This is a genomic window from Gilvimarinus japonicus (assembly GCF_042847215.1).
GTDB lineage: Bacteria > Pseudomonadota > Gammaproteobacteria > Pseudomonadales > Cellvibrionaceae > Gilvimarinus > Gilvimarinus japonicus.
On sequence record NZ_AP031500.1, the window covers coordinates 3,128,795 to 3,155,259 of the forward strand.

At 48.6% G+C, this 26,465-nt stretch carries 23 protein-coding genes; 5 read left to right on the forward strand and 18 right to left on the reverse strand.

Going from position 1 to position 26,465, the window contains the following annotated elements; translation table 11 throughout:
* Window positions 1-8 precede the first annotated feature (8 nt).
* From rfbB to ACGHAD_RS13265, 5 genes are read left to right on the forward strand one after another with little or no spacing between them, the layout of a single operon-like run.
* Entirely contained in the window at window positions 9-1,070 is a 1,062-nt protein-coding gene (gene rfbB, locus ACGHAD_RS13245; protein ID WP_382418242.1) for a dTDP-glucose 4,6-dehydratase, read from the forward strand.
* 2 nt (window positions 1,071-1,072) lie between these two features.
* Entirely contained in the window at window positions 1,073-1,957 is an 885-nt protein-coding gene (gene rfbA / locus ACGHAD_RS13250) for a glucose-1-phosphate thymidylyltransferase RfbA (RefSeq protein ID WP_339615966.1), read from the forward strand.
* Entirely contained in the window at window positions 1,954-2,544 is a 591-nt protein-coding gene (rfbC, locus tag ACGHAD_RS13255) for a dTDP-4-dehydrorhamnose 3,5-epimerase (protein WP_339615965.1), read from the forward strand. Before rfbA ends, rfbC begins: the two co-directional genes overlap by 4 nt.
* A complete protein-coding gene (gene rfbD / locus ACGHAD_RS13260) occupies window positions 2,537-3,418 on the forward strand; it encodes a dTDP-4-dehydrorhamnose reductase (RefSeq protein ID WP_382418239.1) in 882 nt (293 codons plus the stop codon). Before rfbC ends, rfbD begins: the two co-directional genes overlap by 8 nt.
* A 24-nt stretch (window positions 3,419-3,442) precedes the next feature.
* Window positions 3,443-4,174 (forward strand): glycosyltransferase, encoded by a 732-nt coding sequence (locus tag ACGHAD_RS13265; protein WP_382418237.1) that lies wholly within the window; start codon window positions 3,443-3,445, stop codon window positions 4,172-4,174.
* Here ACGHAD_RS13265 and ACGHAD_RS13270 read toward each other — a convergent pair.
* From ACGHAD_RS13270 to ACGHAD_RS13355, 18 genes are all read right to left on the reverse strand, one after another.
* Window positions 4,155-4,937, reverse strand: a complete 783-nt coding sequence (locus ACGHAD_RS13270) for a glycosyltransferase family 2 protein (RefSeq protein ID WP_382418235.1) — start codon at window positions 4,935-4,937, stop codon at window positions 4,155-4,157. The two genes, ACGHAD_RS13265 and ACGHAD_RS13270, sit on opposite strands and share 20 nt — an antisense overlap.
* Before the next feature lie 19 nt (window positions 4,938-4,956).
* Window positions 4,957-9,675 carry a glycosyltransferase gene (locus tag ACGHAD_RS13275; RefSeq protein ID WP_382418233.1) on the reverse strand — a complete coding sequence of 1,573 codons (4,719 nt, stop codon included), beginning with the start codon at window positions 9,673-9,675 and terminating at the stop codon, window positions 4,957-4,959.
* Between the two features lie 49 nt (window positions 9,676-9,724).
* Window positions 9,725-10,510, reverse strand: a complete 786-nt coding sequence (locus tag ACGHAD_RS13280) for an ABC transporter permease (protein WP_390402801.1) — start codon at window positions 10,508-10,510, stop codon at window positions 9,725-9,727.
* A gap of 21 nt (window positions 10,511-10,531) precedes the next feature.
* The gene (locus ACGHAD_RS13285; RefSeq protein WP_382418229.1) at window positions 10,532-11,854 is read right to left on the reverse strand and encodes an ABC transporter ATP-binding protein; all 1,323 of its coding nucleotides are present in this window, start codon (window positions 11,852-11,854) and stop codon (window positions 10,532-10,534) included.
* A 451-nt stretch (window positions 11,855-12,305) separates the two neighbouring features.
* Window positions 12,306-14,447 carry a type II secretion system secretin GspD gene (gene gspD / locus ACGHAD_RS13290; RefSeq protein WP_382418227.1) on the reverse strand — a complete coding sequence of 714 codons (2,142 nt, stop codon included), beginning with the start codon at window positions 14,445-14,447 and terminating at the stop codon, window positions 12,306-12,308.
* Between the two features lie 40 nt (window positions 14,448-14,487).
* Entirely contained in the window at window positions 14,488-15,069 is a 582-nt protein-coding gene (locus tag ACGHAD_RS13295; RefSeq protein ID WP_382418225.1) for a hypothetical protein, read from the reverse strand.
* A complete protein-coding gene (gene gspM, locus ACGHAD_RS13300) occupies window positions 15,062-15,625 on the reverse strand; it encodes a type II secretion system protein GspM (RefSeq protein WP_382418223.1) in 564 nt (187 codons plus the stop codon). The genes ACGHAD_RS13295 and gspM overlap by 8 nt, the downstream gene beginning before the upstream one ends.
* Window positions 15,622-16,626 (reverse strand): PilN domain-containing protein, encoded by a 1,005-nt coding sequence (locus ACGHAD_RS13305; protein WP_382418221.1) that lies wholly within the window; start codon window positions 16,624-16,626, stop codon window positions 15,622-15,624. The genes gspM and ACGHAD_RS13305 overlap by 4 nt, the downstream gene beginning before the upstream one ends.
* 4 nt (window positions 16,627-16,630) lie before the next feature.
* Window positions 16,631-17,425, reverse strand: coding sequence for a hypothetical protein (locus tag ACGHAD_RS13310; RefSeq protein ID WP_382418219.1), 795 nt, complete (start codon window positions 17,423-17,425; stop codon window positions 16,631-16,633).
* 64 nt (window positions 17,426-17,489) lie between these two features.
* Window positions 17,490-18,089, reverse strand: coding sequence for a prepilin-type N-terminal cleavage/methylation domain-containing protein (locus ACGHAD_RS13315; RefSeq protein WP_382418217.1), 600 nt, complete (start codon window positions 18,087-18,089; stop codon window positions 17,490-17,492).
* Window positions 18,076-18,492 carry a type II secretion system protein gene (locus tag ACGHAD_RS13320; protein ID WP_390402804.1) on the reverse strand — a complete coding sequence of 139 codons (417 nt, stop codon included), beginning with the start codon at window positions 18,490-18,492 and terminating at the stop codon, window positions 18,076-18,078. The genes ACGHAD_RS13315 and ACGHAD_RS13320 overlap by 14 nt, the downstream gene beginning before the upstream one ends.
* Before the next feature lie 11 nt (window positions 18,493-18,503).
* Entirely contained in the window at window positions 18,504-18,968 is a 465-nt protein-coding gene (locus ACGHAD_RS13325; protein WP_382418213.1) for a Tfp pilus assembly protein FimT/FimU, read from the reverse strand.
* A gap of 5 nt (window positions 18,969-18,973) precedes the next feature.
* On the reverse strand, window positions 18,974-19,396 hold the full coding sequence (gene gspG, locus ACGHAD_RS13330; RefSeq protein WP_382418211.1) for a type II secretion system major pseudopilin GspG: 423 nt from the start codon (window positions 19,394-19,396) through the stop codon (window positions 18,974-18,976).
* Window positions 19,397-19,426: 30 nt separating this feature from the next.
* Window positions 19,427-20,629: a type II secretion system F family protein gene (locus tag ACGHAD_RS13335; protein WP_382418209.1), complete on the reverse strand. Its 1,203-nt coding sequence runs from the start codon at window positions 20,627-20,629 to the stop codon at window positions 19,427-19,429.
* A 96-nt stretch (window positions 20,630-20,725) separates the two neighbouring features.
* Window positions 20,726-22,441 carry a GspE/PulE family protein gene (locus ACGHAD_RS13340; protein ID WP_382418207.1) on the reverse strand — a complete coding sequence of 572 codons (1,716 nt, stop codon included), beginning with the start codon at window positions 22,439-22,441 and terminating at the stop codon, window positions 20,726-20,728.
* A gap of 18 nt (window positions 22,442-22,459) precedes the next feature.
* Entirely contained in the window at window positions 22,460-23,359 is a 900-nt protein-coding gene (locus ACGHAD_RS13345; protein WP_390402806.1) for a peptidylprolyl isomerase, read from the reverse strand.
* Between the two features lie 117 nt (window positions 23,360-23,476).
* Window positions 23,477-24,271 (reverse strand): hypothetical protein, encoded by a 795-nt coding sequence (locus ACGHAD_RS13350; protein WP_382418203.1) that lies wholly within the window; start codon window positions 24,269-24,271, stop codon window positions 23,477-23,479.
* A 273-nt stretch (window positions 24,272-24,544) separates the two neighbouring features.
* Window positions 24,545-26,155 (reverse strand): hypothetical protein, encoded by a 1,611-nt coding sequence (locus tag ACGHAD_RS13355; protein WP_382418201.1) that lies wholly within the window; start codon window positions 26,153-26,155, stop codon window positions 24,545-24,547.
* Between the last annotated feature and the right edge of the window lie 310 nt (window positions 26,156-26,465).

The window sequence follows — 26,465 nt, forward strand, 5'->3', positions numbered from 1 at the left end:
TCAAACACATGAAGATTATTGTTACCGGAGGCGCCGGCTTTATCGGCTCCGCAGTGATTCGTCACCTGATTAACGACACCGAACATCAGGTCATTAATCTAGACAAACTCACCTACGCAGGTAACCTCGCGTCGTTAACCGAGGTCGAAAACAATAGCCGTTACCAATTTGTGCAAATGGACATTTGCGATGCCAGTGGTATTGCTGACGTTTTGCGCAAGCACCAACCCGATGCGATTATGCATTTAGCCGCCGAAAGCCACGTGGATCGCTCCATCGATCACGCCGGCGAGTTTATGCAAACCAATATCATGGGCACTTTCAACTTGCTTGAGCAGGCGCGCCGTTATTGGGGGGGATTACCACAAACGCGCAAAGCGAACTTTCGCTTTCACCACGTCTCTACCGATGAAGTCTATGGCGATCTAGAGGGCACCACCGACCTATTCACCGAGACCACGTCATACGCCCCCAGCTCACCTTATTCGGCCAGTAAAGCCAGCTCGGACCACTTGGCCCGCGCCTGGCAACGCACCTACGGCCTACCAGTACTGGTTACTAATTGCTCAAACAACTACGGCCCTTGCCACTTTCCCGAAAAGTTGATCCCCCACATGATCCTAAACGCACTGGCGGGCAAGCCCTTACCTGTTTATGGCGATGGCAACCAAATTCGCGACTGGCTGTATGTCGAGGACCACGCACGTGCGCTGGTTCGCGTCATTACCCAAGGGGAAATTGGCGAGACTTACAACATTGGCGGCCACAACGAAGTGCGCAATATCGAAGTGGTCAAACTGTTATGTGAGCTATTAGAAGAGTTAGCCAGCGACCAAAAGCCCGCCGACGTTAAACGGTTTGCTGATTTAATTACCTTTGTCAAAGACCGCCCTGGGCACGATGTTCGCTACGCCATTGATGCGAGTAAAATTGCGCGCGAGCTGGACTGGACTCCAGAGGAGACCTTCGGCACCGGGCTGCGCAAAACCGTATTGTGGTACCTCAATAACAAACACTGGTGGCAAAACGTCTTAAGCGGCGCCTATCAATTAGAACGCATAGGAGCATAGCGATGAAAGGAATAATATTGGCCGGCGGCAGCGGCACACGCCTGTACCCGATTACTCAGGGTGTATCAAAGCAGTTGATACCGGTGTACGACAAACCGATGATTTACTACCCGCTGTCTATCTTAATGCTGGCGGGTATTCGCGAGATACTGATCATCACCACACCAGAAGATCAATCGAGCTTTCAGCGGTTACTGGGCGACGGCTCGAATTTAGGCCTAACGTTTGAGTATATCGCACAGCCCTCACCCGACGGACTGGCACAAGCTTTTATATTGGGCGAAGAGTTTATCGGTAACGACTCCGTGTGTTTAGTATTAGGCGATAACATTTATTACGGCCACCACTTAAGTGAAACCTTAACCCATGCCGTGGCCAATGCCGACAACAATCAAGCGACGGTATTTGGCTATCACGTGCACGATCCGGAGCGTTACGGGGTGGTGGACTTTGACGAGAGCGGCAACGCCATTAGTATTGAAGAGAAACCCGCAAAACCCAAATCAAATTTCGCCGTGACCGGTTTATACTTTTACCCCAACGATGTCGTCACTAAAGCAAAAGCGGTGGAGCCTTCAGAGCGCGGCGAGCTAGAAATAACCAGTATCAACCAAATGTACCTCGACGAAAGCCGCCTAAAGGTTGAGCTAATGGGGCGTGGTTACGCGTGGCTGGATACTGGCACCCACGAGAGCTTGTTAGAGGCGGCGCAATTTATCGAAACCATTGAAAAACGCCAAGGGTTAAAAATTGCCTGTATCGAAGAGATCGCCTACGAGCTTGGGTATATCAGCAAGCAAGATCTGCGCACTTTAGCGGCGCCATTGGCAAAAAACCAATACGGGCAATACTTACTGACCCGTGTCGCCGAGGAGAGCCCCGCATGAAACTGACGCGTCAAGCGATTAAAGACGTCATTTTAATCGAGCCCGCAGTACACGGTGACGAGCGCGGCTACTTTTTTGAATCGTTTCGCAAAGACAAGCTCGAGGATACCCTCGGTCACGAGGTTAGCTTTACCCAAGATAACGAATCACTATCGTCTCGCGGCGTACTCCGGGGCTTACACTATCAGCTACCACCTTACGCGCAAAGTAAACTGGTGCGTGTCATCAGCGGTGAAGTGATTGACGTAGCAGTAGACATCCGCTTAGGCAGCCCTACTTTTGGCCAGCACGTAAAAGCGCGCTTAAGTGGCGAAAACAAACATCAACTGTTTGTCCCGCGTGGCTTTGCCCACGGTTTTATCGTGCTGAGCGAACAAGCTATTTTTGCTTATAAAGTGGATAACGGCTATGCCCCAGAGCACGATTGCGGCATTCATTTTAACGATGCCGCACTCGGCATTGATTGGCAGCTCGATAATGCTGAAATCAGCACGTCGGGTAAAGATGCCGAGCAACCTATGTTGCTAACTCGCCAGCAAACCGCCCCCGACACTTTGTTTGAGTACGGTAAAAACTATTATGCCTAGTAGCGCTCCCCTATCTATTTTAGTCACCGGCGCCAACGGGCAACTAGGCAGTGAGCTGGCGTTATTAGCGAAACAATACAATGCTATAGAGTGGTTTTTTGCCGACCGTACCGCGTTGGATTTAACCGATCAAACCGCTATTGCGAAGCTCATTAATCAACGAAAACCTAACATTATTATTAACTGCGCTGCCTACACCGCCGTTGATAAAGCAGAGTCTGAACCTGAGCTCGCCGATACGATTAACCATTTAGCCGTCGCCCAGCTGGCCGACAGCGCCAAGCAGATTAACGCCTGCCTGATTCACATCTCAACTGATTACGTGTTTAACGGCGAACAATGCCGCCCTTACACCGAGACTGACAACACCGATCCGCAAAGTGTTTACGGCCGCAGTAAACTTGCCGGTGAGCAGGCATTTGCCGCCAGTGGTGGCGCCGGCATTATTGTTCGCACCAGCTGGGTTTACTCGGCCTTTGGCAACAACTTTGTTCGTACCATGAGCCGCTTAGGGCGCGAGCGCGATAGCTTGAATGTCGTCAGCGATCAGGTCGGTAGCCCTACCTGGGCGCGAGATCTGGCCCAAGCGCTTATCGACATTTGCCTAAGCGGCAAACTAGCCGACAAGCGTGGCGACATTTACCACTACAGCAATGAAGGCGTGTGCAGCTGGTACGACTTTGCCTGGGCGATCATGCAGCAACAATCGCTGCGTTGCGCACTTACTCCTATTACAACCGAGCAATACCCCACTCCCGCGCAGCGTCCCCCTATGAGCCTGCTTTGGAAGGCAAAAATTAAACAAGATTTTAATATCGTCATCCCTCACTGGCTCGCCTCACTGCAAAAGGCGCTGCCGGAATTTTTAGGGTAATTGGCAGTGACCGTCAGTGTCTGTATGGCCAGCCACAACGGCGAGCGGTTTATCGCGCGTCAGCTGGAAAGTATTCTAGCCGAATTAGCATTGGAAGATGAGCTGATCGTGGTGGACGACCACTCCACCGACAACACGACCGCAATTGTTCGCGCCCAACAGGACACCCGTATTAAACTGCATCAAAATGTGCACCGGATAGGCCACGTAGCGAGCTTTGCCAAAGCGATATCACTAGCCAAAGGCGATATTATTGCACTGGCCGACCAAGATGACCTGTGGCTAGAAAACCGGTTGGCACCGATTAAAGCGGCACTTAGCGAGCCATCGTGTTTAGTCGTAGCAGGCAACTTTACCGACATCGATGAACGCGACGGCATGCTAAAACTGCCCTCAAAGCGCAGACTAAAAGCCTCAGACAGTGACCGCTATCACGCTAACCTTTGGGGCATACTCAAGGGCGAGCGTCCTTACTACGGCTGTGCGATGGCATTTAATCAGGCATTAAAAGAGCAAATTCTTCCCATTCCTACCTACGTAGAATCGCACGATTTATGGGTCGCTATGGCAGGTAATCTAGATGGTGCTATAAGACACTTAGAAGCTAATGTTCTCGCCAAAAGACAACACGGAAGAAACGTTTCAAGCCCGGTACGCCGTAGCTGGCCTAAATTAGTCCTAAGCCGACTGGGAATGTTGCTAGCATTAGCGACGCTAAGCCTGCGAAAACGCAAACTTAAGCGCGAATATGCTTGATTGCACGTTTGCGCGCTAACCACGCGTAGCGTAACGTTAACAACAACGTACGCACACGAGAAAACCCCTCGCGCTCACGATAGATTCGCCAAAAATACGGCAATACTTTGAGCTTATTCGCTGAAATGGAGTTAGCGCTAATGTGGTAGAACGTTAAGCTATCGGCGATGCCGAGAATTGAATGCCCCTCACGCGCAAACTCTAACCAAAGCGCATAATCTTCATGCCCCATAACCGGAAACAAACGTTTATCTACCGCCGTACTCTCCACCATAACACTCGAACAAATCAGAGTGTTTTGCTTTAGCAGACTGGCATAGGTTGCTTGCCTTGGGGGAACCCGAACATCACAGGCTTGACCTTGGTCGCGCACAACAACAGCACCAGTACAACTTAATGCCGCTTTTGATTGCTGCATCAATGCCAACTGACGCTCTAGTTTATGTGTCGCCCACGCATCGTCTGCATCGAGAAAGGCAATATAAGAACCGCGTGCGCGCGTTAATGCTTCATTGCGCGGAGTCGCTGGTGAACCGCTGTTGCTTGATAAACGAATCAGATTAATACGAGAATCTTGCTGTGCGCAGTCTGCAACGTATTGCGCCGTGCTATCGGACGAGCCATCGTCCACTACCCATAACTCCCAGTGGCGGTAAGTTTGAGCTTGTACCGACAACATCGCCCGCTCAACCGTCTCGATCGCGTTAAAAGTTGGCATAATGACGCTGATTAAAACAAAGCCAGATGTGTCGGAACTTTCCATCAGCGTATCTCTTACACCATCACCGCGGTAGAATACGCCTCACAGCGGGGGCTACCGCTTGAGGTGAAAAGTGAGCTTCAAGATTATCAATACCGCCTTGCGACAAGGTTTGCCATAGCGCTGAATCTTGGTAAACCTTGACAATAGCCTCGGCAAACTGACGAGGCTCCTCGGCAACCAAAACATCTTTACCAGGTACGGTGTGCATGCCCTCAACGGCGCAGTTGGTAGCAACTACCGGTATCCCATAATTCATCGCCTCGTTCACCTTACCTTTAACTCCCGCGCCATAGCGCAAGGGGGCAATAGACACACGGGCATGTTGTAAATGAGGCTCTATATCTTCAACAAAGCCGTGCACTACTAACTCGTCTGAAGCGAGTGCCTTAATACTGTCTGGCATATGACTACCGATAATCGATGTTTTTACACCTGGTAACAACGATTGAACGTGTGGCAACACCTCTTTGGCATACCACTCAACAGCGTCGATATTAGGCGGATGCCGAAAACCACCAACAAACAAAATACCTTCACGCTGCTCGTAACCGGGACGCTCAGGTGAGTGAGAGTGAATGTTCGACACAATATCGACTGTAGCTGCCGGTGCAATATCGGCAAGCAAGTTTTTTTCAAACTCAGAAACGACCAACGTAACGTCACACTTATTAATAAGGTCCAACTCTTTGCGCTTGGTTATAGCGGCCTGAGCTTTAAGTGCTGCATCGCCGGACACCTCAAACTCGCGTTCCTCACGAACAAAGTGCAAATCGACCGTATCAAAAATAAGCGTTGCTTGCGCCGCGCAGGCGCGAACCAGTGCGACATACTGGGAGGCAATATAATGACGGCTAATCAAAATAGCGGCTAAATCAGCACCGCGCTTGCGCAATACTTTACGCACCGAGCCGGCCCATTGATTGTGCAGCACTTCAACCCCTGCAGCCTGCATCTCGTCGACAGATTTCTTTCTATACTCGAGATTATCGGCTACAAAGGTAACATGATAGCCCTCTGCTTTTATAAGTTTTAACAAGTTCAGCATTCGAATTGAGCCCGAATCCTGATCCGGCGTAATCATACAAGCTTCGATCACCAGCACGTTACCCCGACTGGTGCGGTGCGCCTCATTATCAGGGGCAATACCGTTCTCAGCGTGGGACGCCAGCACACTCTCCCAGCGCTCAAAAAACTTTTTGCCGTTGGTCACTTGATACGCTTTCACACCGCTGGACTCATCACGCCCATGGCTAACACCCTCTAGGTGATAAATTTCTGCACCAGGCTGATAGAGCACACGAAGGCCTTGGTCACGCACCCGAAAGGCCAGATCCGTATCTTCGAAATAAGCGGGCGCATAATAGGTGTCAAATCCGCCTAACTGTAAAAACAACTCGCGCTTAATCGCCAACGCCGCACCAGAGCAGTAATCGACATCTCGCACGTAATTAAAGCGCGGATCCTCAGCATCTTGATCACGACCATAATTCCAGCCGCTACCATCGCGCCAAATGATACCTCCGGCTTCTTGCAATGTGCCATCACGATTGAGCAGCTTCGCGCCAACCAAGCCGACATTATCGTGCTGAGAAAACGTATCCAATAATTTATCAAAAGCACCACATGATACGACGGTATCGTTATTGAGCAACACTAGGTATTCACCATGGGCGACACCGGCACCCGAATTCATATTGCCCACAAACCCCTGATTTTTTTCGGCCGTCCAAACACGAATACCCGCCACCATTGCTAAAGCTTCAGCAGCGGCAATTGGCGAACAATCATCTGCGACAACAACCTCAAACGGTTGCGATGGCGGGTTCTCGGCAATACTCTTTAAGCAAGCATAGGTTGTTTCATGCTGACCATAAACAGGAATAACAATTGATAGCACAGGTTGCGCCGAGCTCTTGAGCGTGAGCGGCGCCAACGCCATCGGCTCCTCGCTCAACAACTCAGGATTAACATTAATAGTCGGGCGCCGGTTATGGGCCTCGGCCTGCGCAACTGCGGTATGAGCCTCATAACTAACACGACCAAATAACTCCTGCCATTGCCCGCGACGCACCATACTAATGAAGCGAGCATAAGACGCTGGTCGTACCACATGTCGCGATAGCTTTGCCAATATAAAGGGTATTCGAGCGGTGCCACGCTTAAGCACTCGCAACGGTCTGGTAACACGCCAAGAGAAACTAGCCAGCAGCGCGTCACGCTCACAAATTAGCTGATCTATTTGCCCGTTTAAGCTCGCTATTACCCCCTCGCTATGATCAATATGGCCTTGAGCATCCCGAGCTTGTTTTTGCAGCTCGGCAATATTATCTTTAGCAAGAGACAAATTGTCCTCACTCAACGCCAAGCTTTGTTCAGCTGCATTAAGCTCAACCTCAGCGCGTTTTTCGTAAGCGACGTACTCCTCGTTAACTTCTCGCAAATCATCAGCCAGCTGCACCTGCGCAGCATGCAGCTGACGAAACTCCAACATGCTCGCCACCTCAGTTTCGTCATCAGGCAACAGAGACAAGCGTCGCTCGACATCCCGCATCACACCACGATGATGAGTACGACTCGCAAAGTGCAATAACGACTTTATAGGGCGGTCGGGTGGTAGAGGCGCAGTGGGGAGAGCCTGTATACTGGCTAACAAAGCTAAAGTATCGACGTCAGATTTACTAACCACTTGGTTAATATCTTTCATATACCAACGGGCATATTCATCTAAGTTATCACTTACTACGCGGGCGGATGCAGGCTTAGCCTCTGTTGCATCCTGCAACGCAAGCAGCCAAGCTTCGCAGCTTGCATCAGACGGAATAAGACGCGCATTGGGAACATCTTCCAAGCGTTCAGGTAATGCCCCCATATCGGACGCAACAATAGGAACGCCAGAAGCTAGGGCATGAGACAAGGTAAAACAAAAAGTTTCAGGCACTTGTGCCGGCATCCAGATGACATCTGGTTTTTGCTCCGCTATAAGCCGGGGCAGGTCTTGCTCAGCATAATCCCCGGTCATGGCTAAAGGCGCATCAACAGGGTCTGTACTAAAGCCGATTAACTGAAAGCTCAAGGTCGGCACCTGGGTTGCCGCTAAAATTGCCACCTTCTCAACGACCCGTAAACCTTTCTCGGGCGATAGCGAGCCCAACAAAAGCACCTTTTTAACATCAGCCGCCGCCTCTACTCGTTGCGGATGAGCTTGATAGCTATATTTGCCGGCAGGGAACACCGCCTCAACAGCACGCTTAACACTGAGAGACGGGGCAATTATTCTTGATGCGGACGCGACTACAGGTGCCATTAAGGTGCGCCACTCGTCGTCTGCTGTCGGCCACCCCGGACCATCACACACCGCACCACCCTCTACCTGGTGATAACGAGGAGATATTAAAAAATAATCGTGCAGGGTAATATCAAAAGGCAATGCCAGCCCTTTTAATACCTCAATGATTTCGACACTCCAACCGTGCACATGATGTAAATGTACCCGATCAAATTGAAATTGACGTAATAGCGTCTGCCATACGTCAACGCGGCTTGAGTCAAACCCTCCAATTTTTAAAACAACTTCCGACGGTACCGCTGCGCCCTGAGCAACCGACATTAAGCTAAGCTCTACAGCGCCGTTACCACAGCCACGTAGCACCATAACCCGAGCTGGCACAATACGGCGCAATAACGACACATGCTGCTCTACACCACCGCCCCATGCATGAGTGATAAAGAGAAGCTTCTCTGCGTTATCCCGCGCAAAATCATCCAGCGCTTGCGCCTCTTTCGGGCTAAGCTCTACGGAGTTATTAAGTGACGATACATCTTTCATTGAACTCTCTATATTAAATGGCTCTGTCTCAGCTGACTCTCGCTCTGCTGCTCGGATACGCGCGAGCATCTCTTTTGCTACACCGCCTGCCTCAACTATTAACTTGTCAATACGGTCACGAAAAGGCTTAATAGGATCAAGAGCTACAAACTCTTGTACTTGAGCAAAGAAGTCGGGGTGGCGGGCATTTATGACCGCTTCGGCCACTTGCGTTAGCTGCGCTTTATCGTCCGCAAAACTCACACCACCTTGGTGAAAAACAAAACAGTCCGCTGCAAGTAAATGCACCCAACCGGCGTTACTGGCTTTAATACAAAAATCGTTTTCTTCCCCATAACCTCGGCCAAACGCCTCCTCATCAAACAACCCCACTTCATTCAAGCACTGACGACGGATATACATACAAAACCCAACACCAGTAGGAAGCTCAACCGTTAGGCCTGAATTCGCGTCCTCACAATAGCGCTGCATAGTTGCCACATCACATCCAGGCAACATTGGATTATCGTGACAGAAGCGCGGGTAAGAGCAAATAGTCGCATTATTTGAAAGCGGAGTCACAGAAGCGGCTCGGGGGTTTGCTAGCGCTGCTGCCTGAAGGCGCTCCAGCCAACCGGGAGATACCAAGGTATCACTATTGAGCAAGATAACATCCGTATTCGATAACGCCATCGCCCGATTAACGGTTCCGACAAAGCCTAGATTGCTAGCATTATGCAAAACACTTACACGTTTATCCAGCGCCCAAGCATCAAAGCATTCTACCAACTTTTGCTCAGGTGAGGCATCATTAACGACAACAACATTCGCCCACTCTGGCAATGAGCCCAGTACAGTCCTGAGGCAATCTCGCGTCGACTTATAGCCCCTATAAACGGGGATAATAATATTAATAGACGGCTTAGCAGCCATGACCGCCACCTAATCACTCTTTCTTAATAGGTATGTTTCTGTGTGTCCGTCACACCACATCAGCAAAGCTTCCTTTGGTTTTCCTAAAAAACCAAAAACCAATCACAAAAACAACGGAAGATACCACTAGAGAGGTAGAAAACGCGGCTACCGAAGGGAAGGAGTGAAACACCACAATGCCTCTTACCGCCTCTACATAATAAGTTAGCGGATTAACAGCCAATACTATTTGATATTGTTCAGGCACGTAGTTAATTGGAAAAAAAATGGGACACGTAAACAGAAAGACCGTAGAAACAAACCCGACAATATGTGTCAAATCTTTAAAGAAAACACCCAACACACTCACAAACCATGCTACGCCGGTACAAAACAATAAATACTGAAGTAGCAAAACGGGTAAAAACACAATATGCCACGTTAAATGCCCACCCATAAGCCCAGACACAAGTAGCAGCACAACAAACGACACAAGAAAGTGAAATAGAGCCGCCATTGAGACAACCCCCCCAAAGATACTGAGCGGAAACACCACCTTTTTTACATAGTTGGCATTGTCGCGTATCACCGATGCAGAGCGCCCCAGCACGTCGGCAAACATCATATGCACAATGAGGCCGCAAAATAACAGGACCATAAAGCTTACTTCGGAGTCACCTTGCACCGGCCAGCGGGCTTTGAAAATAACACCAAACACAAACCCATATACAATCATTAGTAACAATGGGTTTATGGCAGCCCAGAAAAGTCCAAGCCAAGAACCTTTATAACGCGCAAGCACGTCTCTTTTGACCATCATAGAGAATAGGCTTAAATAACGGCGCAACGCAGACACAATATCAGTTCTCATTCTGTATCAACTCACCGAACCCAAAGTAAACCCGACCACTGGCGTTCCAAACAACCCGTGAATCACATGGCTTGATTGGCAACTAAATACCAGCGCATCATGAATCCAGCAATGTTGGATGTGATCCATCTGAGTTCCCGATGCGATACCGAGTGACACCACATATTCGCCTTGAGCTAAATAGGGCATAAGGAACTTCAACCTAGCCACGTAGCGACTGTTACCTAATACGCTATAGCCCTCTGGCTTAAACAACAGACTATTATCTCCAAAAAGCACTTGGCCACGCTTATCTTTGACCAAAAAACCCACTATAAAATTACTGAGCTCTGACTGAACATTCATTACCACTTCGAGCTCAACAATAGAGCCGCCAAGCACGACCGATAATTTACGATTTTGCTCATCGCGAAAGCAAGAGTCTACCACTTGAACCAACCCGGTTCCGAACGAACTTACTGTAGTATCAAACGGATAAATCTCTATGTCATTTCGATATTTCGAATTTTTTAGTAACTGATCACGAGGGTCGTGCCAAGCCTCTACAGCTTGCTCATAAGCTATCGTCTCATTGCAATCAACAACCTTGTCGCCTTGAGTTTCACTATAGAGAAACTCCAAATAAGCCTCGGTTACTTGCTTTGCTCCGCCCTCCAGCATAACCTCCCCCTGATGTAGCCAAAGCGCCTTGTCACATAACTGTGAAACTGCCCCAGAATCGTGACTTACAAAAACAATAGACCCTCTCTTTTTGAAATCATCTAAAAAGCGCATACATTTTTGCGAAAAAAGGGCATCACCAACCGCCAAAGCTTCGTCGATAACCAACACATCGGCATCTACATGTGCAATGATAGAAAAAGCCAATCGAACAAACATACCGCTCGAATAGACCCTCACGGGACGATCAATAAAGTCACCGATCTCAGCAAACGCTATTATAGCGTCGACTCGTGCATCGACCTCACGTCGACTCAACCCATAGATCGCAGCATTGAGATAAATATTCTCTCGGCCAGTAAAGTCAGTATTAAAACCAGCCCCCAACTCAAGTAACGCGGCGACACGACCTCGGACTTGAACACTACCTGCCGAAGGTCGCAGTGTCCCACAAATAATTTGCAACAATGTGGACTTGCCCGCACCATTACGGCCAACAATTCCAAGGGTTTCTCCGGCCCTTAGCTCTACCGAGACATCCTTTAGCGCATTAAAAACTTGAGCCTTAGCACGGAACACAGGCACCAACAACGAAACGAGCCGCTTAAGCGGCTCATTATGAAGCTGAAATTTTTTGCTGACATTTCTAACAATTAAAGCTTCATCCACACATACAACCCTCTCACAAGAACTCACTGTTTATAGTAAATCCACCACTCATCGTCAAGCTTGATCCAGCGCTGAGACGTTTTCGTATACCCCGTCAGGCTCGAAGATCGAATCTTGTATTCAATCCGAAGCGTCACATCACAGACTTCTTCCCGACACTTAACCTCTGACACATCAGCAGCCACCCACATTCCTACGCCACCATACATCCTTTGGTACCCTTGAACACCCACTCGACTTCTCGATGCTGGTGAGACATACTTTAAAGCTTTAGAAAAGTCTTGCTCCATCACAAATTCCATATGTTTTTGCGCACGACTAGCAACCATGTCTTGGGGCGACTTGCTAGGGTATGAAGCACACCCGGCCAAGACAAAAAACACTAAGCAGCATATAAACAACGCTCTATACATACAGTGGCACTTCCTCATAACAAATAAATACAATTAACTTAGTTCTTAGCTTCAGAACCGGCAACATCCTCGGCAGAAAGCATTTTCAGTCCGCTCATTCTTTTACGCATTTCAAGTGTCACATCTCTCAAGTCTTGATCACTCGTTATAACATGCGGCGTAATGATGACTAGCAGCTCTGTACGGCGGTCGGAAACAGTTGTACTTCCAAATAGATGACCTATTACCGGCAGGTCTTTAAAGAACGGCAGGCCACTTTCACCTTTTGTTTTATTGTCTCGAATCAACCCCCCTAACACTACCGATTCTCCCGAACGCACCGCGACTCGACTATTAATATTTCGCTCAAAAAAAGCCACCTGCCCGGTCGCATTTGTATCAGACCCAACATCAGTCACCGACTGCAACAAGTCCATAGTTACCAACCCGCCAGCATTAACTGACGGTGTCACGTCTAACTTTACACCAGTATCCCGATACGTAATCGAACTGGTAATATTACCGCCATCACTGACAGTGGTACTTGATTGTATTGGAGTCTGATCCCCAACATGAATAGCTGCAGAATGATTATCCAGCACCATAATCGATGGTGTCGAGATAACCTTCACTAGCTCCTTGGACGCCAAGGTGTTTAACACCACACGAAGATCACCTAAAGGATTGCTAAACGCATAACCGAACCCAGGCGCAGTAAGCTCAATACCTGCATCACCAACATCTAACTGGCCGCTGCCGTTCCACCCCCCACCAAGACTGTTATCTAAATACCATTCTAAGCCGTACCTTAAATCATCGTTCAGGGTCACCTCTAAAATACTAGCTTCGATTAGCACCTGCGAAGGCACGACGTCAAGCTGGTCTAACGCCAATCTAATTTTTTTGTAATCAGCGCTGGTCGCATACACCAACAAAGCATTATTCACATCATCTGAAACAATACGAATAGAATCACCTATCGCAAAGCTAGATGAGCCGTTTGCAGCTGAACGAGTGCTATTACCTCCCGCTCTTGACATACCACTCCCTGTCGAAGCTCCTCCACTACCAGAGCCAAATGACGTGGGAGTCAAACCAGGTGCCACGTTATTCCCTTTTCTATCAGAGCTGGAACCGCCGCTAGACCCGAATATATTGCCAAGTAAATCTGCTAAATGCTCAGCAGTTCCGTTCTGAACAGGGTACACAAACAATTGCGGCTCAGCCCCCGCCTCTGGCGTCCGGTCAAGACGCTGAATCCAATGTTTAACCCGCTCCAAATAACTTGCTTTAGAGGTAACAATCAGGATACTTCCGAGAGACTCTAACGGCACAACCCGCACTAGTCCTTTCAGTACATCGCCATCGCCATTTGGAGCGCTGGCTAACAAGGTGCCCAGCGCCGCATCCACTTCCTCTACCGTTGTATGCTCAATAGGCATAATCGCGACTGACATTCCCTGCAGTACATCCACATCAAATGTGTCTATAATTTCTAACCAGCCGGTTAACTGGGTCCGCGTTCCAGCAATAATGATTAGATTTCGCAACGTATCAACCCGTAAGAATGCCGCATCAGATGCTACAGGCTTTAAAATCTCCACCATTTGAGCTGCTGATATATAATCTAAAGGCACAATGACATTAGTGTAGCCGGCACCTGCAGAGTTGGGACTATCGTACCTTGGCCAACGACTACTAACAGTTTTATCGCCGGTGACAAGATACCGATCATCATTCGTACGGATAAGTCTATACCCATTGGCCTGTAACATAGACTCCAAAATAATCAACAACTCACTTCGAGGAATCGCCGAATGTGTACGCAGGGAAACTACACCCTTTATCTCACCCTCTACAACATAATCCAAGCTTAAAATATCGCCCAAAACGCCATTCACAACATCGACTAAGGGAGCCGCCTGAAAGTTCAGTGTTACTGCCTCTCCATTTAGCGATATAGCTTTACGCGCCTCTGGCATATCCACCATTCTATCAGTGCCTAGGTACACTTCTGGCTCTTTTTTAACACCAATCAGAGGCGCATCAGCCGTGCTATCAACCGTATTCCAACGCTCAGAAGACTCACTCTCAGAAGCGACGTCGGCCACCTCTGGCGCAGGTGCTGTCGTAACGTTCCCTCCATCCAGATATGAGCAGCCAGACAATAGAAAAATTATAGAGAACAAAGAAATTCGCATGCATCACCTAAATCAAAGTTATTCTGGTCTACTTATCTAACTATTCTGGGATAATTTCAGAAGGTTCAGACCATTTTGTTTGCAACTTGGGAAACGGCTTAAACCGTAGTGTTTCAATAACCACATCATCACCAAGACTTAATGTATTAGTACGCGCAAACATCGCGTCTAAGCCCAAAGCATCCAACAGTGTCCAGCCGGCCAACTCATCATCAACTTTTAAAAAGTAAGTCTCTTTTTTGTACCGAACTGTGGCAGCGGATTTCACGCCTGCCGAGAAAATGGCCAACAGCTCCATCTCATCAATACTAACCTCCGGCTTTTTTCTAGCTGGCGCAGGAGCTTCCACCACCTCTACTTCTGGGCGGCGCTCTGCCCAAAAAAGAGGCTTCTCTGTAATTACACTAGAACGCTCTACAGGATCACGGGGGCGATATTCACCCCACTGCATAACTTCAGAGCTCGGCAAAACTACTTCCGGCGGTTGACGCACAGAATTAAATGCCATTGCGATAAATAACAAAGCCAAAAACGTCAACACACCCACGACGGCTAGCGATTTTGCCAATGTTAGCGCTGGAATTTGTGAAAACACCTTACCTGTCTTCTCTATTTTAGTCATTACGCCGCTCTTTCATGCTCACCAGCTGCATACGAATCTCAAGCTGCTGACCTATATTTGACCCTCGACGAGCACGCTGAGGCTTCAGCTCAAGCCGCTCGATCAACACCAAAGGCTGTAACTCATGTATCCGCGACACAACAGCAACTAAAGATTCAACTGAGCCTCGCGCTGTTAAGCTGACTCCCACCCGCACGAAGCCATCTACTTTTTTTGGCTTGATAATTTGACTCCCTGTCACGGTCAGCTCTGCTGCTGTAAAGACTGAGCGCACAGCCTGCTGCATTGCTGTACTCAGTGCGTTGTCGTCTTCTCCTGCCCCATAAGCAATTGCGCTTAACTCCGCCGCCGCTTGTGCATTTGCTTCACGCATTTGACCCTCTGTTTGCAACAGTCCAGAAAGGCGGGCAATTTTTGGTTTTATTTCCTGCGCTTGCTGGTTGTAAGCGCCAAAACTCCACAATAACGCTAGGATACTCCATAAAAACACAAATAATACGGATGCAACTGTTACCGCCACAACCCACTGCGCTTTACTCAAATTTTTCAAGTTCACCGTAACTCCTCACGCATCGGCACAAAAAACTTGAGCTGAAAATTTTCTTTCTCTGAGCGACCAACTTTTCTAATCGCAGCGGTTGGGGTCAAGTCCTGAAAAAGCGGATACTGAGACAGGTCTTGCATCAACGTTGCCGCATTATCTGCCGCACCTTGCAAATCAACCTGCCTACCTTGCTGAACATAAGCCATTAACCACGAATCATCTGGCATCTGCTCACTAAGAGCAGATAGCGGATCGAGCGGCCAAACCGACATATCACTAAAGGTATTAAGCTTATCAATAAGATCATTGCGAAGCGCAAGCTCGCTGCGCATTGCGACTGCTGAGCGCGCCGCCCGATTAACCTCATCATAGCGAGCATTAAGTTCACTCAGCTCATGTGCCTTGTATGACATCGGAATAGCTGCGCCCCCCACTACACTAATCATAGATATAGAGATCAACGCGCCAAAGGTGAGCAACCTTTTTTTATATCGAGAATTTCTAGCGGCCTCCCCAAAGCCCTCCAAAACAATATTATCCTTTTCAGGCGCAGCCCATATCTCCAAGGAGTCAGACTTAATCGATAAATCACACTGATGCAGTCGATTCATCACCGCACTTTTACTGGCAATAGCGATCAACACACGAACAACCGTACCATTCGGCTCCCACGTCCAACCAAACACAGTATCTTCGGGTAAAAAAGGGCTACTAGCGAACACCTCTGCCTCAACAACATCCTTTAATGTTAATTGCGCAGAACTAGGTATATTAACTTCACGAACCAGATAGTCATCATTCGATAGCCTGTAAGCCACAGCTTTCTCATGTTGGCCTGAAATCGTCCCAGCATCCGTCTCGTCAGAGTCAACAACAATGACACGCTCATCCAGCCATTGCCGCACCGCAGAGCTGTAATGCCAAAACACCTCATGCCACGCTCCAACATACCTAGACCACAAAAACCCTAGGTCGTAGCCAAATAGGTTCCACGAATTTTGATCACTCGCCATACAATTACTCTTTTTCTTGATCCAGAAAAACCGCACGAGAAGGATATCGACGGAAAACTCTCCAGCCAAGTGCCGAGGTGCCGTCTGCAGTGACCCAGACTGATCTTTCAAAGACTCCCGCACCTTCAAGTTTGACGCGCATATCTAAACGAAAAGGGCTCACTAGCTTCACGCCTGGAGGGACATCATACGCCTCCAGTACATCAACACGCTCAGCCAGAATACGGTGCGCAGCTTCTATGTCATTAGCGGCTAACACCTGCAGCACTTCCACCGGAGCTACAGATGCATCCACCTGACTCCCCCCACCGAGATCTACATAAACAAGTGGCCTAATCCGATAAAACAACTCTCTAGTCATCCCCGGAATCGCTAAAATATCTTCCACGACATGCATTTCCGGGATGGCTTCCGATTCCATTGGTGAGCGCCACTTTAGCACAGATTCAACCAGCCCATTAGCCTCTGCCGCCCCTAGCCCAGCGTACTCAAACAACTGCTCTAGAACCTCTTGATCCGCCAAGCCCAAATTTATTAGTCCAACCTCCGGAACCATTCGAACATCAACCGTCAGGCCTCCCAGCTCGTATTGACGTATAAATCCGTCAACCTCGTCATACAACACTTTCCCTGGTGCATCTACCAAAAACAACGCCGCGGCGCCATCCCCTGCGGCATTTGCCTGAGCAACAGCTCTCTGTATTCGGGTATAACGAATATCACTTTTAGACAACAATGTTAATCCACTAACCAACAGCGCCAACGCGGCAAGAAACCACAACAAAACAGCAAGAGCCACTCCACTCTCGCGGCGAAAGCAAAGTGGCGAGCTAGAACTCGTCCGAGCTCGACTTCCATTCCCCTTATCCATTGCCGATCACGCTAATAATTGGCGGCCAATATTTCCCATTCACTTGCAGCTGAATACGTACATGGCTAGGAGCCATGTTATGCTCCCCCATCACCCACGAATCCAGCCAAGGAGAATCAATACTCTCCCTATAACTGATCAACAGTTGATCAACCTTGTCGGCAAGGGTGTATTCCAGCGGCTCTTCCGAGTCCCCCATCTCATCAAACTTCTCCATCGTCCCACGATTTGCCTGTATAACTAAACGTCGCTCATCGCTTACGCTAAGACGAATTGTAAACAACCCACCCTGCCCACCAGCCAACATCAAAGGAGCAGAATAAGTGACAGCATTATAAACCCCGGTAAAGCTCTGCCCTTCTGGTCGCCCCATTTTGTAGGTTGTGACCAAGTAAACACTATCTAAACTATTACGAATAAAGCCACATACCGCGCGCATTCTAGCCACTTCACTCGTACGCTTTTCGAGAGTTTTTTGAGTGGCACCCAATGTGCGTAACGCGGTCAATGTCGCTAGCACGATCAACGACAATATGGTTAAAGAAATAACCATTTCAATCAATGTGAATCCCCGAGATTTAAGGCGACTCATTACTCACCCGCGTCTGTATTGGGACAACAGAATGTAAACTAAATTCTCGCTGAGGAGCCCCTCCCCAGCTTACTGTTACCACAATACTGCGAAGATACGGTATCGCCTCGTCGGGCAAGCCATCCGATGTTGATATGACCTCCCAACTATACCCATCCCCAGTGACACCGGTAACACTGAAACTCTCAAGCGGCACTAAGCTATGCATTGCCAACAGTGATTCAGCCATACTTATAGCGTATACATAATCTTCACTAGTACTAACACTACGCACAGAACCGCCAGCGGCTTTATAAAGCATGCCCAAGGAGATCCCCATAATAGCGACTGCCACCATCATTTCTAACAGTGAGAAGCCTCCGTAGCGTGCCTTATAACACGAGTTACGCATATAAAGCCTCATTCTTACAGCCACTAATCCAGACGCTGCTGCTGAACGTCGCCTAACAACCAACCGACACTGATCTTTGTTCCACCACTAGGCCGGGAAATAATGATATCCCCTCCAGACGCACCGCCATCGGGATAGAAGCGAATTACCGCTGAATCCTTGCCTCGTTGCAATTCGCGCGCAGCCACCACATTCAACGATAAATGATCAGGAAGAACGTAAGTCATGTCATCCAACTGAACCTGTCTCAACTCCACATTAAACACTAAATCAACTGAGTGACCACGGGACTGAGCAAGATACTTTCCGGTATCGATTAAATGACGAATCTCTGTCAGTGACGAACGATACTGCATACTTTTATACAGCTTGTTCGCAACCGGAGCCGAGGCTCCAAGCAGCATTGCAGCGACGGCCAAGGCCACCATCATCTCTAGCAATGTAAACCCAGCTGTATGCAACCGTGAAGAACCGCATTGAAGCTGCACGAAACTTACAGCTGCCAGTTACCGAGGTCGGCATCCTCTCCGTCGCCCCCAGCCTTGCCATCACTTCCCAACGACTGAACGTCAAAGTCCGCATGGTCTCCAGGATACTGGTATAAATATTCCCTCTTCCAAGGGTCTTGCGGTATCTCGTTGCGACGCAAATAAGGGCCATTCCACCCGTCAACGCCGGGGTTTTCAACTAGAGCCTCCAACCCTTGGTCTGTGGTTGGCAGCTTACCGGTATCGAGCATATAAACTTCTAATGCCTGCTCGAAATCACTAATCTGGACTTTTGCCGTTTTAGTTTTAGCGCCGCCCAGTTGATTGAGTACCTTTGGCCCAACCAAACCTGCTAAAAGCCCAATTATGGCAAGTACAACCAGCAACTCAACCAATGTAAAACCTGTCTCAGAACGCTTTATTCTCATAAAAACCTACCCTATTGCCTTATATCGCACCTAAACGGCCAAATCGTTTACAGATAAAATACCCATCAAGATAGCGACAATGATTACACCGATAACACCACCCATCCCCAAAATAAGCAAGGGCTCAAGTAATGTTAAGCTACGCTTTACCCCAGCGGAAACCTCGTCATCGTAAACCCGAGCCAACTCCAACAACATCTCATCTAATTGGCCAGACTCTTCACCCACCTTGACCATTTGAATCAAAAGTGGCGAAAAGCGTCCAGAATCAACCAGAGCTTGAGACATATGTCCCCCACGCTTCACCTCTGGCGCCAATGTTTCAAGTTCCCCTCGAACCACCTCATTACTCACCGTACTGACGGCAATATTTAGCGACTGCAAAACTGACACACCACTCCCCAACAAAGTTCCCATCGTACGGGCAAAGCGTGACGTTTCATACTTAAAAACCACACTACCAAGCATTGGCACTCGTAGCATACGTCTATCCAACCACAGCTTACCCTTTGACGTTTTCACCCAGCGTCGCCCAACATAAATCATCGTTCCCACAATCAGCATTAACCAAACACCATTAGCCTTAACAAACTCTCCACCCGCAATCACAATAACGGTCAGAATAGGTAACGCGTCCCCCATATCCGCAAACAAAGTTTCAAACTGAGGAACAACAAAGCCCAGCATCACTAACACCGAAATTACAGCTACTATCGCCAATATAGCCGGGTAAATCAGTGCCGATACAACCCCCGAGCGGACTTGTTTGGCTTTATCCAGCTGATCTGCCAAACGCCCCAATATGCTGGACAGGGAGCCCCCTGCCTCCCCCGATCGCACCATATTAATATAAAAATCATCAAACAACTCTGGGTATGACTTAAGAGCATGGCTAAAACCTTTCCCTCCTTTTACTGACGCCAATATGTCTTCCATAATTGCTTTTTCAGCATGATTGGCGCTCATTCCAATTAGAACTTTTAAAGCTCTGTCGATTGGCAAGCCTGCTCTAAGCAGCACAGCAAGCTCACTAGTAAATGACAACACCCTATTACGATTAAAACTACCACGACGGCCGCTTCCCCTTGACGCAGTTTGCCCATCCGCCACACTAAGAACAATCAACCCTTGTGTACGCAGCTCGCGTGCCACTAAATCTTGGCTAGCCGCTTCTAGGCTACCTTCAACCAAACTGCCATCTCGGCGCGCGGCTTTATAGGAGAACGTTGGCATACAAGCAGATCTCTAGGGCGTTAACGAATTTATAGGTTTTGACAAGGTCTTCACGCGACCTCCCAGCGATTAGAAGGCATAGAAAAAGAAAAAGATTTAGCTCACATCAGAATCAGAATCATCGGACTGATCTTGAGTGACGCGCGCCACCTCAGCAAGCGAGGTCTCGCCTAGAGCGACTTTACGCAACCCATCTTCATACAAAGTCAGCATGCCCGAGCGGCGAGCAACCTCTTGGAGCTTCGCTGTATCGGCTCCCGCTTGAATCGCATCGCGTAACTTAGCATTTAATGCAAACAGCTCATGAATCGCAGACCGCCCACGATAGCCTGTAAATTTACAAGCTCCGCAGCCAACTTCAGAAAAAATTGTACTTTGCCCCTGCGATAAAAATGGTGTCAAATGGGCCGCTATTGGCCCAATTTCAGAGATGGGTGTCTCTGTCCGGCACACCGCACACAGCTTTCTTACTAAACGCTGAGCCAACACACCGTTAATCGAAGAGGTAATCAAAAAACGCTCAATACCCATGTCTTCCAAGCGTGTAATTGCGCCCGCAGCCGTATTAGTGTGTAGCGTCGATAACACTAGATGACCAGTGAGCGCCGACTGTACTGCGATTTGCGCAGTCTCAGTATCACGCATCTCACCAATCATAATAATATCAGGATCTTGCCGTAATATTGCGCGCAAGGCACGAGCAAAAGTCAGCTCAATTTGCGGCTGCACCTGCACTTGGTTAATTCCATCTATCTGATACTCAACCGGGTCTTCAACTGTAATGATCTTAACCTCTGAGGCATCGATGCCCGCCAATGAGGCATACAATGTTGTCGTTTTCCCTGAGCCGGTCGGGCCAGTCAGTAACAATACGCCGTGAGGTTTCGCCAAGAGAGCCCGATAACGCTTAAGATGATCTGGAGAGAACCCCATATCATCTAAATTTAACCTAACACTATCACGGTCCAAAACCCGCATAACCACACTTTCGCCATGAACTGTAGGGATAGTAGACACCCTCAAGTCCAACTCGTGCCCTTTAACACGAATCATGATACGTCCATCTTGTGGCAAACGACGCTCTGCAATATTAATCCGAGCAAGTAGCTTTATCCTCGATGCGATGGCGGGCGCCAAGCTCAAAGCAGGCGGGGATGGATCCTCTTGAATAATACCGTCAACGCGATAACGTAAGTGCAGCCGATCTTCAAATGGCTCGACATGAATATCAGATGCACCCAAATCTAACGCAGTATGAATAACTTGATTTACCAACCGAATGACAGGCGCTTCACTCGCAAGGTCTTTTAAGTGCTCGACAAATTCATGGTCATCAGTACCCGCAGGCAAATCATCATCAGCCGAACTGCCACCTTCCGTATCTTGTTCACGCAAAGAAAGCGACTGATTAATATCGGCATCTAAACCTAAATGCAGAACTACAGGACACCCTAGCGCCATCGCCAAGGCTTTCTTTAAGTACTCGTCCTGCGGTGTTGTCGAGGCGAACTCGGGAAGCGGACCTCCCACCACGGGCACCACGAGATTGTTAAATAAAAAGGCCTCAGCTAAGCCATCCAAAAAAATGGGAGTCGCGGGATAATCTGCACTACGCAGCAATCGAATATCCAACTGGACTGCAAGCACCGCCGCAACATCCGAATCAGAAACCACACCAAGCTTAACCAAAACCTGGCCAAACAACCCACCCATTTCCGCCTGAGCAAGCAGGGCACGCTCAATATCCCTTGAAGATAATTTATTAGCCGCAAGCAGAAGTTGCCCTAAAGGCTTATGATTGTGGTCTGGCATAGACAGCTCCGTCACTCGTTATTTCGAAGCATCATCTACGTACTTAGATTCGACCTGCCGCAACAAATCTTCATTAAGTTTGTAATTGCTCGGAGAGCGCGCATCCAATGTTAGCTGCTTACGCACATCCACCTCTACGCTAGCCTGTAACTTAGCAACCAACTGCTCCCGAACCTCATCGAATGGCTTCTTACCCGCAGGAATATGCTTATTAAGCTTTATAAGATGATAGCCAAAGTTAGTTCTAACCAACCCACTAACCTCACCCGGCACTCTTAAAGCAAAAGCCGCCTGCGAAAACTCTGGAACCATTTTTTCCCGGTTAAACACGCCCAGATGGCCACCTGACTCCGACGACCCGTCTTCTGAATACTCACGCGCCAAAGCTGCAAAGCTCTCACCAGCGGCCAATTTCGCCTCAACAACTTCCGCCAAAGCCTTAGCCTCAGCTTCATCACGATCTTTATTAATTCGAATTAAGATATGTGACGCATCAACCCGCTCTGGCGCCTGAAACCTATCAGACTCAGCAACATAAGTCTCTTTTGCGAGAGCTTGCCAATCTGTACGCCCAACAACATCCGCCACCCGCGAGGCAACCAAAGCATCGTACATCAGCCGGTCACGCTGCAAGTCAAGCTCCCACTGTTGCTGCTTCGACCAATTAACGCCTTCGCTATCAGCTCTATCAGCTAACAGCCGAATCATCATCAGGTTTTCCAACAAACGGGGGATGGCACCAGGCTCAGCAAAGCGTTCTAACGTTAAGCCGTTGTGAAGACGCTCCTGCACATAGTGTTCTAAATCGGCTGCAGTGATGGCAACTGTCTCAGCGGTAAGCAACACCTGGTCGCGAGGTGATTCTTCCGCACAGACCCAAGCTGAAACACCTACACTCAAAGAAAGCAAAGTAAACACGAAACGAACCAAAAAAACCTCCGGATAATAGATGCTTCTAATGACAAAAAGCGCAGGTCATTTACATGACCTGCGCCACTGCTAGGGCCTTTCTATCAGACCACCTAAAACTTTATATTATTTGCTACCATAATATGTCGTCCGATAAACGGCACAGTTATTATCGTCGCAATTTTCATTTCGAGCATTTAAAAAGTACTGAGTGTTCTTCTGAATTAAGCAATAACCCCTTTTGGGGGCTTGTGAATAGTTAATGTTGGCCACTTCAGTATTTTTTGCGCTACACACCGTATGCTCATCATCTATCGAGCCGCCTGGGCAAGTCGAAATCCACAGCTCTTTACTCACATGTGTATTCCCCGTGGTAGCGTAAATAGAAGTTTTCATAAACAAACTATTAGTGCCGGTCGACATAAATGGGAACGATATAGTCTCGTGCCCCAGATTCATCCTAACCTGCCCCAATCCTGCGTCAACTTTAAACCCTGCTTTCTCGACCACGCCAGCAGGCCAAGCCCCCCCATTACCACAAGCACTTAAATCATATCCGCTAGGGTCAGTTGGATCAACTGGATCAACTGGATCAACTGGATCAACTGGATCAACTGGATCAACTGGATCAACTGGATCAGGGGGCGTATAGTCCCCTACCACAACACAGGACGTACCGGCGGTATCCGGCTCAGTCCCTTCACCACAAGCATAGCCGTCAGTAACACCGGGCAAAGTACCCTCTAAGTATGTCACATCCTGAATAACTACTTGACCACCCTCAACGGTAAGGGTTCCAGCGCTATAGCGCACTGGCTCGGCACCATCACCAAAAACTAACTCAACACTAGTAGCTGCAACAGCGCCCGTGGTAGCCGTCGCCACACACAGCACTAAAGCTGTTCTTATAAATTGTTTCATATCACCCTCACAAAAACTTTTTTGTCAATTTTTTGCCACTCAGTGGCACATCGCAAGGCTTGCATACATCACGCCAACCTAACCAACCAAGCATTAAAACGGCGGCACCTTATTTTTATATCCTAACCGGCTGCCCACACATTCCATTTGCTCATTAGGCCGCATCATGCCAACCACTGTCAAGACGGCATACAAAATATTACAACAGAGTTAAAGTTTTAGGCAAAAAAAAACGCGGCCCGAGGGCCGCGCTCTTACTCCATCAATCCAATTTTAATTGGAAATTTGACGGCTATACTTGTGCTCCACAGCGCCAGCGTAGTTAGAGAGGATGCCCTCACCATCTACTTCTAGCTTGCCATTTTGGTACTTCTGAATAGCAAAGCCAGTCACCGGCAAGCCAATGTAGGTATTGTTATCACCAACAACCTGACGGGCATTATACTCTGCAGCGTTACCGCCTGGAGGCACAGCGTTAGACAAGTCAATTGACGCCCAACCGTCTACAAAGCCATCGGCTAGATTAAGGTTGTAGGTCAAACGATCAGATGAATCCAAAACACTACTACCATTAAAGGTCATAATGCTAACTTCGGTACACAAGTTGAAACCATCTGGAATGTCTTCAAGTTGCGGTGGAAGCGGAGAGAAGTCCAACTGCTCTTCGATTTGCTCTGGAGTAGGAGTACCTTCGTCACGATCCCAATAAGTTACATTGATGTGCTCACAAGCTTTATCACCGTCCCACATAGCAGAGAAGGGCGCGCGAGCCGCAAGCGTAGTTTCTGAACTATAAAAACGCTTAGTAGGCATGGTAATAACCCAATCGGTCTCGGCTGCAATACCCGAATCCAACACGTAATCGTTCGAGAGAGTATCACGCATAAACAGCGAGCTAACCGCATCAGCGCTATTACCGCTAAAGCTGTCAGAAACAACAGCAATACCCGACCCGTCATCATAAAACACGTCAGAGAACTCGTCAGCATTCAGCATAGATGGGTTAACACTGCCAGTATCGGTATTCACAGCAGTACTTGTGAAGCCACCAATTGCTACAGCGTCATAGGAAGCGCTGGTACCTTCCATAACATCAATTATGGAAGCGTAGCCGTACAGACCGCCCGTTGGAGGCACGATATTCCGAGAAGCGCCAGTACCACCGACACCCCACTCACCTGAGCTCTTCCAAGCATTACGCAATCCGTCACAGTTTGCAGGCACGCCAGCGCTGTGGGTAGCCCAACCAGCTGCACCAAAGGTGTTTGTGCCAGATTCGGTGACGGTGCCGTCGGCGTTCTCCACACCCAGAACACCCATTTCGATCACTTCTACGTAACCTTCATGAGTACGCGCCATGCTGCGATTACCATCTGTGGTCGCCTGACCCGTATCAGTCCACGCATAAGCGTAGTTTACAAAGTCAACACCGTCCGCACCAATTTCAGGGGCAGTACATGAGGTTTCACCCTGCGGGTCAGCTGGGTTTGCGCCTGCGGCAAGCACCGCAATTTTACCAGGGCTTTCGCCATCACCGATCCCAAAGTTTGGATCAGAAGCTGGTGCGCCATCAGGGCGAGCAACATCATCCACATTAGACGACATTGAGATACCACCTGCCCAATGGTCATACGCAGACAGGTACAAGTTAAAATCGAGCACCTCCTGGCTGTTCTCACCTTCCAAGAAGCGGACTTTAAGAGCCTTAACTTCATTGGTTGTGTTAACGATGTTGATATTGGTGAAGTTTCCGCCATCCACAGTATAGTAAGGGAACAGCAGCGCCTGACCTGTGCCGTCCGCACTCAAATAAGCTGCCTGAGCAGTACCTGCTGCACCAGCCAGTCCAGCCAGTATTGCCAAAGGTAGAAGTTTTTTCTTCATTGTCTAGCTCCTAGATTTACAAAGTATCATTTTGTTTTCTGTTAGCGGGCGCCTTGGTGGCGCCCTAATAAACTCGATTTACCACCAGCACATGACCGGCCAGATGCTCGACGAACATCCAATCGCGTTCTAAATTAACACACCCTTCAGGCCATAACAATAGCAAAGCTGGGTGATTTTGGGCGCACAACACAACCAGAAGCGCAGCCAAACTTAAAGTTAGACCAAGGTCACACTTACCGACACTAAGTGCGCTTACCAGCTCCTGAATGACCCAGCCTTATTCCGACAACGGCAGTTTACCCGCACT

Excerpts from the sequence above, each read along its gene's own strand:
- ACGHAD_RS13350 (WP_382418203.1), bottom strand. The coding sequence starts at position 24,271 with ATGAAACAATTTATAAGAACAGCTTTAGTGCTGTGTGTGGCGACGGCT.
- ACGHAD_RS13315 (WP_382418217.1), bottom strand. The coding sequence starts at position 18,089 with ATGAGTCGCCTTAAATCTCGGGGATTCACATTGATTGAAATGGTTATT.
- ACGHAD_RS13320 (WP_390402804.1), bottom strand. The coding sequence starts at position 18,492 with ATGAGGCTTTATATGCGTAACTCGTGTTATAAGGCACGCTACGGAGGC.
- gspG (WP_382418211.1), bottom strand. The coding sequence starts at position 19,396 with ATGAGAATAAAGCGTTCTGAGACAGGTTTTACATTGGTTGAGTTGCTG.
- ACGHAD_RS13275 (WP_382418233.1), bottom strand. The coding sequence starts at position 9,675 with ATGGCTGCTAAGCCGTCTATTAATATTATTATCCCCGTTTATAGGGGC.
- ACGHAD_RS13265 (WP_382418237.1), top strand. The coding sequence starts at position 3,443 with ATGGCCAGCCACAACGGCGAGCGGTTTATCGCGCGTCAGCTGGAAAGT.
- ACGHAD_RS13305 (WP_382418221.1), bottom strand. The coding sequence starts at position 16,626 with ATGGCGAGTGATCAAAATTCGTGGAACCTATTTGGCTACGACCTAGGG.
- ACGHAD_RS13340 (WP_382418207.1), bottom strand. The coding sequence starts at position 22,441 with ATGCCAGACCACAATCATAAGCCTTTAGGGCAACTTCTGCTTGCGGCT.
- ACGHAD_RS13335 (WP_382418209.1), bottom strand. The coding sequence starts at position 20,629 with ATGCCAACGTTCTCCTATAAAGCCGCGCGCCGAGATGGCAGTTTGGTT.
- rfbC (WP_339615965.1), top strand. The coding sequence starts at position 1,954 with ATGAAACTGACGCGTCAAGCGATTAAAGACGTCATTTTAATCGAGCCC.
- ACGHAD_RS13355 (WP_382418201.1), bottom strand. The coding sequence starts at position 26,155 with ATGAAGAAAAAACTTCTACCTTTGGCAATACTGGCTGGACTGGCTGGT.
- rfbB (WP_382418242.1), top strand. The coding sequence starts at position 9 with ATGAAGATTATTGTTACCGGAGGCGCCGGCTTTATCGGCTCCGCAGTG.
- ACGHAD_RS13295 (WP_382418225.1), bottom strand. The coding sequence starts at position 15,069 with ATGACTAAAATAGAGAAGACAGGTAAGGTGTTTTCACAAATTCCAGCG.
- gspD (WP_382418227.1), bottom strand. The coding sequence starts at position 14,447 with ATGCGAATTTCTTTGTTCTCTATAATTTTTCTATTGTCTGGCTGCTCA.
- rfbD (WP_382418239.1), top strand. The coding sequence starts at position 2,537 with ATGCCTAGTAGCGCTCCCCTATCTATTTTAGTCACCGGCGCCAACGGG.
- ACGHAD_RS13270 (WP_382418235.1), bottom strand. The coding sequence starts at position 4,937 with ATGGAAAGTTCCGACACATCTGGCTTTGTTTTAATCAGCGTCATTATG.
- rfbA (WP_339615966.1), top strand. The coding sequence starts at position 1,073 with ATGAAAGGAATAATATTGGCCGGCGGCAGCGGCACACGCCTGTACCCG.